This window comes from Rhodococcus shunpengi (assembly GCF_048381395.1).
Classification (GTDB): Bacteria; Actinomycetota; Actinomycetes; order Mycobacteriales; family Mycobacteriaceae; genus Rhodococcus.
Genome location: NZ_JBLWIU010000034.1, coordinates 228,707 through 240,856, shown reverse-complemented (window position 1 = coordinate 240,856; position 12,150 = coordinate 228,707). Strand labels below are relative to the sequence as shown.

General features: G+C 70.0%; 12 protein-coding genes. 4 read left to right on the top strand and 8 right to left on the bottom strand.

From position 1 onward, the window contains the following. Window positions 1-4: 4 nt before the first annotated feature. Both tsf and rpsB read right to left on the bottom strand, forming a co-directional pair. Window positions 5-829 (bottom strand): translation elongation factor Ts, encoded by an 825-nt coding sequence (gene tsf / locus ACNJ7K_RS21350; RefSeq protein WP_006550975.1) that lies wholly within the window; start codon window positions 827-829, stop codon window positions 5-7. Between the two features lie 130 nt (window positions 830-959). After that, window positions 960-1,802, bottom strand: coding sequence for a 30S ribosomal protein S2 (rpsB, locus tag ACNJ7K_RS21345; RefSeq protein ID WP_060650992.1), 843 nt, complete (start codon window positions 1,800-1,802; stop codon window positions 960-962). 307 nt (window positions 1,803-2,109) lie between these two features. On the opposite strand from rpsB, the gene ACNJ7K_RS21340 reads away from it, so the two are divergent. Further along, a complete protein-coding gene (locus tag ACNJ7K_RS21340) occupies window positions 2,110-2,613 on the top strand; it encodes a M23 family metallopeptidase (RefSeq protein WP_071934799.1) in 504 nt (167 codons plus the stop codon). A gap of 7 nt (window positions 2,614-2,620) precedes the next feature. Here ACNJ7K_RS21340 and ACNJ7K_RS21335 read toward each other — a convergent pair whose 3' ends face one another. Both ACNJ7K_RS21335 and ACNJ7K_RS21330 read right to left on the bottom strand, forming a co-directional pair. Next, window positions 2,621-4,174, bottom strand: coding sequence for a MinD/ParA family ATP-binding protein (locus ACNJ7K_RS21335; RefSeq protein WP_230787530.1), 1,554 nt, complete (start codon window positions 4,172-4,174; stop codon window positions 2,621-2,623). Between the two features lie 66 nt (window positions 4,175-4,240). Next, window positions 4,241-5,179, bottom strand: a complete 939-nt coding sequence (locus tag ACNJ7K_RS21330; RefSeq protein WP_071934797.1) for a tyrosine recombinase XerC — start codon at window positions 5,177-5,179, stop codon at window positions 4,241-4,243. Window positions 5,180-5,264: 85 nt separating this feature from the next. Here ACNJ7K_RS21330 and ACNJ7K_RS21325 point away from each other — a divergent pair, with 85 nt between their 5' ends. Continuing rightward, the gene (locus ACNJ7K_RS21325) at window positions 5,265-6,452 is read left to right on the top strand and encodes a multidrug effflux MFS transporter (protein ID WP_071934796.1); all 1,188 of its coding nucleotides are present in this window, start codon (window positions 5,265-5,267) and stop codon (window positions 6,450-6,452) included. A 16-nt stretch (window positions 6,453-6,468) separates the two neighbouring features. Here ACNJ7K_RS21325 and ACNJ7K_RS21320 read toward each other — a convergent pair whose 3' ends face one another. Further along, window positions 6,469-7,233 carry a siderophore-interacting protein gene (locus ACNJ7K_RS21320; RefSeq protein WP_120282259.1) on the bottom strand — a complete coding sequence of 255 codons (765 nt, stop codon included), beginning with the start codon at window positions 7,231-7,233 and terminating at the stop codon, window positions 6,469-6,471. A 115-nt stretch (window positions 7,234-7,348) separates the two neighbouring features. On the opposite strand from ACNJ7K_RS21320, the gene ACNJ7K_RS21315 reads away from it, so the two are divergent. Together ACNJ7K_RS21315 and ACNJ7K_RS21310 are read left to right on the top strand one after the other, a co-directional pair. Then, a complete protein-coding gene (locus ACNJ7K_RS21315) occupies window positions 7,349-7,615 on the top strand; it encodes a DUF6953 family protein (RefSeq protein WP_159418586.1) in 267 nt (88 codons plus the stop codon). Window positions 7,616-7,757: 142 nt separating this feature from the next. Further along, on the top strand, window positions 7,758-9,074 hold the full coding sequence (locus ACNJ7K_RS21310; RefSeq protein WP_159418587.1) for a ClC family H(+)/Cl(-) exchange transporter: 1,317 nt from the start codon (window positions 7,758-7,760) through the stop codon (window positions 9,072-9,074). A gap of 23 nt (window positions 9,075-9,097) precedes the next feature. Here the strand turns inward: ACNJ7K_RS21310 and dprA are convergent, their stop codons facing one another. The 3 genes from dprA to ACNJ7K_RS21295 are packed head-to-tail and all read right to left on the bottom strand — an operon-like array spanning window position 9,098 to window position 12,110. Beyond that, window positions 9,098-10,231 (bottom strand): DNA-processing protein DprA, encoded by a 1,134-nt coding sequence (gene dprA, locus ACNJ7K_RS21305; protein WP_159418588.1) that lies wholly within the window; start codon window positions 10,229-10,231, stop codon window positions 9,098-9,100. Next, on the bottom strand, window positions 10,228-11,736 hold the full coding sequence (locus tag ACNJ7K_RS21300; protein WP_120282255.1) for a YifB family Mg chelatase-like AAA ATPase: 1,509 nt from the start codon (window positions 11,734-11,736) through the stop codon (window positions 10,228-10,230). The genes dprA and ACNJ7K_RS21300 overlap by 4 nt, the downstream gene beginning before the upstream one ends. Beyond that, window positions 11,736-12,110, bottom strand: coding sequence for a YraN family protein (locus tag ACNJ7K_RS21295; protein WP_120282254.1), 375 nt, complete (start codon window positions 12,108-12,110; stop codon window positions 11,736-11,738). The genes ACNJ7K_RS21300 and ACNJ7K_RS21295 overlap by 1 nt, the downstream gene beginning before the upstream one ends. Window positions 12,111-12,150: the final 40 nt, after the last annotated feature.

Genomic DNA, 12,150 nt, shown 5'->3' with positions numbered 1-12,150 from the left:
AGAACTAGCTGGCGCCGACCTCGAAACGCACGAAGCGGACGACGTTCGCGCCGGCCTCGTCGAGGATCGCCTTGACGGTCTTCTTCGAGTCCGTCACGGACGCCTGCTCGAGCAGGACGACGTCCTTGAAGTAGCCGTTGACGCGGCCTTCGACGATCTTCGGCAGAGCCTGCTCCGGCTTGCCCTCGGCCTTGGCGGTCTCCTCGGCGATACGACGCTCGTTGGCGACGATGTCTTCGGGAACCTCGTCACGGGTGACGTACTTGGCCTTCAGAGCGGCGATCTGCATCGCGGCAGCGCGAGCAGCCTCGGCAGCAGCGTCGCCCTCACCGGTGTACTCGACGAGCACGCCGACGGACGGCGGCAGGTCGGAAGCACGCTTGTGCAGGTAGACGGCGGTCTGACCGTCGAATGCGGCAACGCGACGCAGCTCGAGCTTCTCGCCGATCTTCGCGGACAGCTCCTGGACGAGGGCGTCGACGGTCTTGCCGTCGGCCTCGACGGCCTTGAGCGCCTCGACGTCGTTCGCGCGGGCCTGTGCGGCAGCGGTGACGACCTTGTCGGCGAGAGCCTGGAACTCGTCGTTCTTGGCGACGAAGTCGGTCTCGGAGTTCAGCTCGACGAGCACGCCGTCCTTGGCGACGACGAGGCCCTCGGCCGTGGAGCGCTCGGCGCGCTTGCCCACGTCCTTGGCACCCTTGATGCGCAGCTGCTCGACGGCCTTGTCGAAGTCGCCGTCGTTGTCGGCGAGAGCGTTCTTGCAGTCCAGCATTCCGGAGCCGGTGAGCTCACGGAGACGCTTGACGTCGGCGGCGGTGTAGTTCGCCATGGAAGCGAGCCTCCTGTGTCTGTGGTGGAAAAGTCTCTGGGGGCGGCCCTATCGCGCGGATGAGCTCGGGCCGCGATGCGACGGCCCCGACCAGGATCTCTCGATCGGAAGGTCGGGGCCGGGCAACGAATCAGGCCTCGGGGGCCGCGTCTGCTGCGGGGGCTGCGTCCGCTGCGGGCGCCTCGGCGTCGGCGGCGGGGGTGGCCTGCGCGAGCAGCTCCTGCTCCCACTCGGCGAGAGGCTCGGCGCCGGCCTCGGGCTTGGCCTCGGCGTCGCTGCTCTTGCCGGCGCGGGCCTGCAGGCCCTCGGCGACGGCGGAAGCGACGACCTTGGTCAGCAGCGCCGCGGAACGGATCGCGTCGTCGTTACCCGGGATCGGGTAGTCGACGAGGTCCGGATCGCAGTTGGTGTCGAGGATCGCGATGACCGGGATGTTCAGCTTGCGGGCCTCACCGACGGCGATGTGCTCCTTGTTGGTGTCGACGACCCAGATCGCCGACGGAACCTTCGCCATGTCGCGGATGCCGCCGAGGGTGCGCTCCAGCTTGTTCTTCTCACGCGTGAGCATGAGGATTTCCTTCTTGGTGCGTCCCTCGAAGCCACCGGTCTGCTCCATCGACTCGAGCTCCTTCAGGCGCTGCAGGCGCTTGTGGACGGTCGAGAAGTTGGTGAGCATGCCGCCGAGCCAGCGCTGGTTCACGTAGGGCATGCCCACGCGGGTGGCCTCTTCGGCGATGGATTCCTGCGCCTGCTTCTTGGTGCCGACGAACAGCACGGTTCCACCGTGAGCGACGGTCTCCTTGACGAACTCGTACGCCTTGTCGATGTACGTCAGGGTCTGCTGCAGGTCGATGATGTAGATGCCGTTGCGGTCGGTGAAGATGAACCGCTTCATCTTCGGGTTCCAGCGACGGGTCTGGTGTCCGAAGTGGGCGCCGCTGTCGAGCAGCTGCCGCATAGTCACAACAGGCATGCCTGTTTCTCTCTTTCGTGTCGGTTTCCGCGGTGGATCTTCCGATCCCCGCCCTGGCGTCCACATGCCCGTCGAACCCTTGCGGGACCGGCCGACGGCCATTTCCGATGCGGCCCGGAGAAACGGGTCGGCATCGATGCGCGGACGCGCGAAGTCGATCTGCGTATACAGACCGCCCGACAAGTGTACGCGGAGCAGGCGCGGATCCCTAACCGGGAGTCACCGGACCTGTGGACGGATCCGGGGCTGTCCACAGATCGCGTCGCCCCCTGGTGCGCAGGGACTCCGATTCACGAGGCTGAAGAGCATGGTCCTCGCCGCGCCCCTCCGGACGTTCGCCGTCGTGATCGCCGCGCTCGTCGTGCTCGCCGCCGTCCCGGGAACCGGATCGGCGGACGCCGGACGGTTCGTGTGGCCGCTCGATCCCCGGCCGTCCGTGAGCCGGCAGTTCGACCCGCCCGAGCAGAACTGGCTCCCCGGTCACCGCGGTGTCGACCTCGACGCGCGTGTGGGGCAGACCGTCGTGGCTGCCGGTGACGGCGTCGTTGCGTTCGCCGGTGTCGTGGCCGGAAAACCCGTGGTCTCCATCGATCACGAGGGCGGGCTGCGCACCACCTACGAGCCGGTCGAGGCATCGGTCGCCGCGGGTCGCCGGGTGACGAGGGGCGATCCGATCGGCACCGTCGTCGCCGGTCACGAGGGCTGCGTCTCCCCCGCGTGCCTGCACTGGGGACTGCGTCGCGGCCGCGACGACTATCTCGACCCGCTGCCCCTCGTCGAGCGCCCGGTGATCCGCCTGTTGCCGGTATGACGCCCGGCTAACGCCCCGCGTGTCGACCCGACAGTGCGGGGAAGTCGTCGGCGACCATCGCGGCGAGTTCGACGAACGCCGTGCGGGTCGCGGGGCGGAGTCGTTCGAGATCGATCTCGGCTCCCTCGGCGAGATGCTCGTCGAAGGGCAGCACCTTCACCGCCCGGCACCGCGCGAGGAAATGTGCGGTCAGCGCGTCCATGTCGATGCTCGCCGCACCCGGCCGCGGCGAACTGATCACCACGACCGTGCGTTCGACCAGGTCGGAGTAACCGTGCGCCTGCAGCCAGTCGAGCGTCGCAGCCGCACTCCGCGCCGCATCGACAGCAGGCGAGGCGACGAGAACGAGGGTGTTCGCCAGGTCCAGCACGCCGCGCATGACCGAGTGCATGATCCCGGTCCCGCAGTCGGTGAGGATCACGTTGTAGTAGACCTGCAGGATGTCGACGACGCGCCGGTAGTCCTCCTCGCTGAACGCTTCCGAGGCAGCGGGATCGCGTTCGCTCGCGAGCACTTCGAGCCGGCTCGGCGCCTGCGATGTGTGGGCCCGCACGTCCGAGTACCGGCGGATGTTCGACGCGTTCGCGAGCAGGTCCCGCACCGTCGAGGTGGTCTGCTGCGGAATCCGCTGCCCGAGGGTGCCGAAGTCCGGATTCGCGTCGACGGCGATGACGCAGTCGCCGCGCAGCGACGCGAACGTCGACCCGAGCCCGACGGTCGTGGTGGTCTTCCCCACCCCACCCTTCAGGGACAGCACCGCGATCCGGTAGTCGCCCGGGATCGGCTGGCGGATCCGGGCGACGAGCTCCTCGCGGCGCTCACTGCCTCCTCCGTCGAGCCTGCCGCCGGTCAGCCGGTCGACCCGCTCCCGCCACCGCCGCGTGGAACGCCGTGACCTGCGGACGAGCACGCCCGAGGCGAGGTCGACGTTCGACGGCTGATGGTCGAACCGATGGGCCTCGTGTCGCAGGGCGTCGACCGTAGCGTCTGCTCTTGCCGGTAGCGGGGCGGGGACCGATGCGTGCCCGGGGTCGAGCGGACCGGATACGACCTCCGTCGCCTCCGGGCTCGCCACCTCCGACTCCGGCGCAGGTGCAGGTGCAGGTGCAGGTGCAGGTGCAGGTGCCCCAGTCTCGGGCTGTGTCTCCACGACTTCGGGTGCCGGCTCTGAGAAGACAGGCTCGGGCTCGGGTTCGGTCACGGCCTCCGGAACCGCCGCATCAGGCTCCGCCGAAACCGCCGCCTCGGGCTCCGACGGTGGGAGCACCGGATTCTCGGGTCGCGCCGGTTCGTGCGCGACGAGCGGTCCGGACGACTCCGGCTCCGGGTCGTCTGCGCTGATCCGGGGCCGCAACGCCATACCGAGAGGCACCGAAGCCGTCATCTCGAGCGGAGCGGAGGGAGTGGGCGGAGTCGCACCGTCGCCGGACGGAGTGGAGGGACCGGGCGTCTCGGCGCCTCTGGCCGCGCGGCGGAGGCCGCGTCGCGCATGGTCGCTTCCGGATTCCGGTGGGTCCTGCAGCCAGGCGGGCACGGCAGGACCCGGTTCGTTGCGTCTCATCGGTTCCCCCGATTCGATGGTGCCGGCGCACGCTACCAAACCGGGACGGCTTCTCGGGCAGGCCGATCAGGCGCGGGGATGGGCCTGATCGTGCGCGGCGCGCAGGCGCGCCACCGACACGTGTGTGTAGAGCTGCGTGGTGGCCAGACTCGAATGGCCCAGCACCTCCTGGACCACGCGCAGGTCCGCTCCCCCTTCGAGCAGGTGCGTCGCAGCGCTGTGCCGCAGGCCGTGCGGCGCGAGGTCGGGTGCGCCCGGCACCGACGAGACGGCGTCGTGCACCACCGACCGCACCTGCCGCTGATCGATCCGGCCGCCGCGCTTGCCCAGCAGCAGCGCCGCACCCGACGACGGTCGTGCGAGATGCGGGCGTCCGTGACGCAGCCACGCGTCGAGCGCCTCGGCCGCGGGACCGCCGTAAGGGACGATCCGTTCCTTGTCGCCCTTGCCGAGAACCCGGACGACCCGCCGCTCGGCGTCGACGTCGTCGATATCGACGGCGCACAGCTCACCGACCCTGATTCCGGTGGCATAGAGCAACTCGACGATCGCCCGGTCACGCAGTGCGACGGGATCGCGTTCACGCGCACCGGATTTCGCGGCCTCCATGATCTCCAGTGCCTGGTCGTCGCGGAGCACGGCGGGCAGTGACCGATGCGGACGTGGCGAGACGAGACGCGTCGCCGGGTCGGCGTCGAGCCGCCGGGTGCGCACGAGCCATGCCGTGAAGACGCGTGCCGACGAGGTGCGCCGCGCGAGCGTGGTGCGGGCCGCTCCCGCCGCCACCATCCCGGCGAGCCAGGACCGCATCAGATCGAGATCGAGGTCGGTGATGCGCGCGTCGGGATCCCGGTCCGCAAGATGCTGCAACAGCGAGCGGATGTCGGTGCGATAGGCGCGGATCGTGTGTTCCGAACGGTTGCCTTCGAGGCGGAGGTGGTCGACGAAGTCCCCGAGGTGCACGTCCAGCGTCGCCGGGAGCATGTCGGATTCGTTGCCTCGCATGGGTCTACCGTGCGGCACGACCGGCTCGGGTGCAACGACCCGCGCCGACTAAGGTGCTTTCGTGAACAAAACGATCCCGGTACCGATGTTGTGCGCCCTGGCGTTGCTGTCGGCGATCGCGCCGCTCGCCACGGACATGTACCTCCCGGGACTTCCCGTCATGGCGGAGAGCCTGGGCAGTTCGACCGTGGGCGTCCAGCTCACACTCACGACGTTCATGGCGGGTCTCGGGCTCGGCCAGCTGCTCGTGGGTCCCCTCTCGGACGGCTGGGGCCGGCGACGACTGATCCTCGCCGGCACGATCGTCCTGGCGGTGAGCAGCGCGATCTGCGCGATGGCACCCACCGTCGAGATCCTGATCGCGGCGCGTCTGGTCCAGGGATTCAGCGGCGGAACAGGCATCGTCCTCGCGCGTGCGGTCATCGCCGACCGGGCGCGAGGCAATCAGGCCGCCAAGCTGTTCAGCCTGATGATGATCATCGGCGGCATCGCGCCCGTCGCCGCTCCCCTACTCGGTGGCGTGCTGCTGGGGCCGATCGGGTGGCGCGGCATCTTCTGGGTGCTCACCGGCCTGGCCGTTCTGATGGCCGTCGGCGCCTTCGCGTTCGTCCCGGAGACCCTGCCGCCGGAGAAGCGGCACGGCGGCGGTCTGAAGACGATGGCCGGCAACTTCGGGTACGTCCTCCGGCAGCGACGCTTCGTCGGTTACGCCGCCGCCATGGCCCTGGGATTCGGCGCGATGTTCTCGTACATCTCTGCCTCGCCGTTCGTCACCCAGAACATCCTCGGTCTGAGCCCGGGCCAGTTCTCGATGGTGTTCGCCGTGAACTCGGCCGGTCTCGTGCTGGCCAACGCCGTCAACACCCGCCTCATCGGCCGGTTCGAGGTGCGGACGCTGCTGCTCTTCGGTGTGACCACCATGTTCACGGCAGGGGCGCTGCTGTTGCTGACGATGGTCGTCGTCGGCTACGTCGCAGTGCTGATCCTGCCGCTGCTGTTCGTCGCGATCAGCATGATGGGCCTGACGCTGGGCAACGCCACCGCGCTGGCCCAGTCACAGGTCCCGAAGGCGGCCGGTACGGGCTCCGCCGTGATCGGTGCCTCTCAGTTCGGTCTCGCTGCCGTGGTCTCCCCGCTCGTCGGGCTCGGCGGCGAAGGCACCGGTATCCCGATGGCCGTCGCCATCGTGGTCTGCTCGGGACTCGCGCTCACCTCCGCGGCGGTGCTGGCGCGCGACTCGGCCTCGGTGCCGGCGCGCGAGTCCGCGAGCTGACCCGAACCGCCGGCCGTCAGTTGCTCTCGACGGCCGCCAGTTCGCTCTTCCACACGCGGAAACCCTCCTCGGTGCGTCCGCGACGCCAGTAACCCGAGATCGACGCGCGTGCCGGCGGTACGGCCCGTTCCTTCCGCAGGTACGGACGGATGTGCTTCATGACGGCCTCGGCTTCACCGTGCACGAAGACCTGCACGTCGCCTCCCGGCCAGGGCAGGGCCCTCACCGCGGCGACGAGGGGCGAGTTGCCGTCGATCAGGTCGGCACCGGCGTCACCGGCCGCGACACCGCGATGGAGCCACGTGATGTCCATTCCCGCCGGGGCGTCGAGTTTCAGTTCGTCGCCGGGACCGATGACCTCCAGGAAGACCGCCCCACGCGCGTCGGCGGGCAGGTCCTCGAGCGCAGCCGCGATCGCGGGGATCGCGGTCTCGTCGCCGGCGAGCAGATGGAAGTCGGCGGAGCGATCGGGCCGGTATCCCGCGCCGGGTCCCCGCACCACGACCTGCGCGCCCGGTTGCACCGAGCGAGCCCACGGGCCCGCGACACCCTCGTCGCCGTGCACGACGAAGTCGATCCAGATCTCCCGGGCGTCCGAGTCCACGCGCCGGACGGTGTAGGTGCGGACGACCGTCTCCTCCCCCGCGGGCAGCTCGATCTTCACGTAGCTGTCGGTCTCCGCGCGGGCCTGGAACTCGCCGAAGCCGTCTCCGCCGAGCACGACGCGGACGAAGTGCTCGCCGATCGCCTCGGTCCGCAGGACCGTGAGTGTTGTCCCCATGGGCGCTTTCCGTGCCACCGAACCTCCTATTAGGGTTACCTATTCTCGCGTCACCGTACTCTGTCGCGGGGTGCGGCGGGAAAGTCACGATCGGGGAGGCTCTAGGCTCGAGAACATGAGCACCACCGCGGCCGACATCGCCACCTGGATGACCGACATCATCACCACCGAACGCAGGGTCACCCAGACCGACATGGTCGACGCGATCGAGGCCAAGTTCGGCTCCGAGTGGATCTATGTGAACGACAACGGCCACCCCTCGATCGACCGCGCCGTCCTCAAGGAGTTCCGCAAGGCCCACCGCGGTGCCGTGAAGTGGGACCGCGACGACCGCGCCTGGTACGTCGAGGACGAGCCCACGACCGAGACCGCCGCCGAGTAAGCGGCCTTCCTCCGAATTCACCCTCGCACGTCCCGGCGGAACGTCCCGGAGTCTGTGAACATACGGTCACGACTCCTTCGCGCGACCGTCTCCGGCACCGCCGAGCGGATCGGCGCGTCGGCGGCAGGTCGGAGGACACCGGGTGGATACCGAGGACGTGCGGGAGCCTTCCGTTCCCCCTCGCGAACTGGCAACGATCTGTGTGCTGGCGATCGTGGCCGGCGCCGTCATCGGCATCGTCGGCGGAGCCTTCCGCTGGTGTCTGGAACGGCTCGAGCGATGGCGGATCCACACCGCGGAGTGGGCGCACGACCTCCCCGGTCCGGGATGGCTCGTGCCGGTGGGAATCACGATCCTCGGCGCTCTGCTCGCGGCGTTGATCGTCCGGATGGTGCCCCTCGCCTCGGGTAGCGGAATCCAGCACGTCGAGGCCGTCGACCGCGGGCAGGCAGAGCCACCACCTTTGTCGGTGCTGCCCTCCAGATTCGTCGGGGCACTCCTGTCGATCGGGTCGGGTCTCGTCCTGGGGCGGGAAGGCCCGATCGTGCACATGGGTGCCGCGGTAGGCGCCGAGACCGCGCGTCGCGCCCGGTGTCCCGAGCACGAACGTCTACTGCAGACCTCGGTGTCCGGTGCCGGACTCGCGGTCGCGTTCAATGCCCCGATCGGCGGTGCGCTGTTCGTCTTCGAGGAGGTCACCGGTAGCTTCCGTGTCCGCACCGTCGTACCCGTCGTCCTGTCGGTGGCCGCCGCGGTGGCGTGCTCGCGGACGATCGTCGGCGATACCCCCGACTTCGCCGTGGACCCCATCGTTCCCCCGTCCATCGTCCTGCTGCCCGTGTTCGTGGTGTTCGGCCTGCTCACCGGACTGCTCGGCGCGGCCTACAACCGGATGGTCCTGGGATCTCTGAGCGTGGTGGAGTCGGTCCGGTCGCTCTCCCCGGTGACGAAGGCCGCGATCATCGGCGGGCTCGTCGGGTTGTTGTCGGTGGTCGCACCGTGGGCCGGCGGTGGCGGCGACTCCCTCGTCCAGCACGTGGTGGGCGGTGGTGCGCTCGCACTGCCGGTCGTCGCCTGGTACGTCCTGCTGCGGTTCGTCGCCGGCCCGCTGTCGTACGCGGCCGGGACACCGGGCGGACTGTTCGCGCCGCTCCTCGCACTGGGCGCTCTCTGGGGTCTGTTGTGCGCCGGGATCTCCGCCGCGATCGTCCCCGGGCTCGGGTCGTCCCTGGCCGTGCCGATGGCGCTCGCGGGGATGGCCGCACTCTTCGGCGCGTCGGTGCGGGCCCCGATCACCGGAGTCGTCCTCGTCGTGGAGATGACCGCGGCGACGGGAGTGACGGTTCCGATGCTCGCCGCGACGATCTGTGCGGTCGTCGTGGCGTATTCCACGCGGGTCCCGCCCATCTACGACAGCCTGCGCGACCGCATGTTCGGCGCCCCTCCCGCCCGGGGGTAGACCGCCCCGGCGTCGATCCGCTGTCACATCCGCCGCCACCCTCCGTCCGTCGCCACCACCAGGCCGTCGAGTTCGAGCAGGGGCAGCGCCGCCCGCACCCGCTCGATCGGCAGTCCCGCCGACTCGGCCAGCATCGCCGGATCGCAGACGTCCGACGACGGAAGCGCCTCGTAGACCAGTGCCATGTCGCCCGACAGTCCGTCCAGGTCGCGGCGGAACAGGCCGTCTCGGTCGTCGTCCCCGCCCGCCAGGAGCGGACCGCACTCCTCGACGACGTCGCGCGCCGCGCCCACCAGACGCGCCTCGCCCTCCTTGATCATGCGGTGACAGCCTTGCGAGGCCGCCGAGGTCACCGGTCCGGGCACCGCCATGACAGGCCGTCCGAGTCGTCGCGCCCACGCCGCGGTGTTGCGCGCCCCGCTGCGCCAGCCCGCCTCGACGACGACCGTGCCGGCGGACAACGCCGCGATCAGCCGGTTGCGGGCGAGGAACCGGTACCGCGCCGGAGTCGTACCCGGCGGATACTCGCTGACCACGAGGCCGGATTCGGAGATCCGCCGCAACATCGTCGTGTGTGCCGCCGGATACGCTCGATCGACCCCGCAGGCGAGAATCGCAACGGTGGTGCCACCCACCCCGAGCGCCGCCCGGTGTGCGGCAGCGTCGACGCCGAAGGCCGCACCGGACACGACCGTCCACCCGTCGGCGGCGAGATCCCCGGCGATCTCGGCGGTGACGTGCTCCCCGTAACCGCTCGCGGCGCGGGTCCCGACGATGCCGATTGCACGTTCGGCCAGTTCGTCGATCCGCCGGCTCCCCCACACCCACAGGGCGAGGGGTGGCCCCTCGGCGTCGGTGGCGGTGTCGAGGGTGCCGAAGCCGAGCATCTGCCAGGCGGGCCATTCGTCGTCGTCGGGCGTCACCAGTCGCCCACCGGCCCGCCCCAGACGGTCGAGATCCCGCGCCGCGGTGTCGAGGTGCGCCCGCATCGAGTACCGCGCCGAGAGTTCACCGAGGCCCGCACCCGACCGGATGGCCGCCGCCACCTCGAGCACACCCCCGGCTTCCACGGCCGCCGACAACGATCGTGACGCACCCTGCGTGACGGTCGACAGATAGGCCCAGGCCAGGCGCCGTTCGTCGTCGTGCCTGCTCATGCGACACCACGATCCCGGAAGTCCAGTGCGGCAGCGACGTGCGTCGCCGACGGCGAATCGGAGCCGTCGAGGTCGCTCAGCGTCCACGCGACCCGCAGTGCCCGATCCGCTCCTCGCGCGGTGATGGCGCCCTTGCGCAGCGCCCATTCGACGGGTTCGAGCGCAGCACGCGGAAGGCGGAACTTCTGTCGGAGGGCCGGTCCGGGCACCTCGGCGTTGGTGGCCCAGCCGTGCTCGGCCCACCGTTCGCGTGCCGCCGCTCTCGCCCGGGCGACCCGCGCCCGTACGTCGTCGGTACTCTCGCCCGTCTCCCCCATCAACGCGCTCGTCGCGACGGCCTGCATCCGGACCCGCAGGTCGACGCGGTCGAGGAGCGGACCCGACAGACGCCCCAGATAGCGGCGACGTGCCGTCGGCGCACACACGCAGTCGGCGTCACGCGGAGGTGCGCACGGGCACGGGTTGGCGGCGAGGATCAACTGGAAACGGGCCGGATATCGTGCGACACCGTCCCGCCGGGCGATGCGCACCTCCCCGTCCTCGAGCGGTGTCCGTAGTGCTTCGAGCGTCTTCGTCCCCATCTCGGCGACCTCGTCGAGGAACAGCACGCCGCGGTGCGCCCGGCTCACCGCGCCGGGTTTCGCCATACCGGTGCCGCCTCCGATCAGCGAACTCACCGACGCCGTGTGATGGGGCGCGATGAAGGGCGGTTCCGTCACGAGCGGACGGTCGCTGGTGAGGGTGCCCGCCACCGAGTGGATGGCCGTCACCTCGAGGGCGTGACTTTCGTCCAGGTCCGGCAGGATCCCCGGAAGTCGCTGCGCGAGCATCGTTTTCCCGATTCCCGGCGGACCGGTCAACATCAGGTGGTGCGCACCGGCCGCAGCGACCTCGATCGCGCGACGCGCTTCGTGCTGGCCGACCACTTCGCTGAGATCGCCACGCACCGCCCGTGGTGGCAGCGCACGCGGATCGGGCCGTTCGAGCGGACCGTCGCCCTGGAGCCAGAGCACCAACTCGCGCAGCGTCTCGGCGCCGTAGACGTCGATGCCGTCGACGAGCGCCGCCTCGGTCATCGTCGCGGTCGGCACCACCACGCGCGACCAGCCGTGCTTCTTGGCCGTGAGCACGGCGGGCAACACCCCACGTACCGGCCTGACGCGTCCGTCGAGCGCGAGCTCACCGAGCAGCACCGTCCGGGAGACGGCCTCGGTCGGCACGATATCCGCCGCGTCGAGCACCGCGCACGCCAGTCCGAGGTCGTAGACACTGCCGACCTTCGGTAGCGTGGCCGGAGACAGTGCGAGCACGACCTTCGAATCCGGCCACTTGGCACCGGAATTCGACACGGCGGCGCGCACCCGGTCGCGCGACTCCTGGAGCGCGGTGTCGGGCAGTCCGACCATCGTCACCCCTGGCAGACCTCGTCCGATGTCGGCTTCGATCTCGACGACCTGCCCGTCGATCCCGGAGACGGCGACCGACCAGGCGCGTCCGAGTGCCATCAGAGGACCTGCTTGCGGTGGGTGATCTCCGGGGCGTGTCCCCGCGCGAGCAGAACGGTGACCACATCGACGCGGATGTGCGACCAGCGGCGCGTCTGCTCGGACAACCACTGCCCGGCGAGGCGACGGATACGTTCGGCCTTCGCGTGCGTCACCGCTTCGGCGGGGGTGCCGTATCCGGTGCCGGTGCGGGTCTTGACCTCGACGAAGACGACGGACGCGCCGTCCTGTGCGATGAGATCGAGTTCGCCGTATCGGCTGCGCCAGTTCCGTTCGAGCACGACCATGCCGGTCGACTCGAGGTATTCCGCGGCGAGGTCCTCGCCTCGCGCGCCCAGATCCCGGTTGTGTGATGTCCGATTCGTCCCCTGCATGCCCCCACTGTGGAGGACCGGGGCACGCGAAATCGGGTCC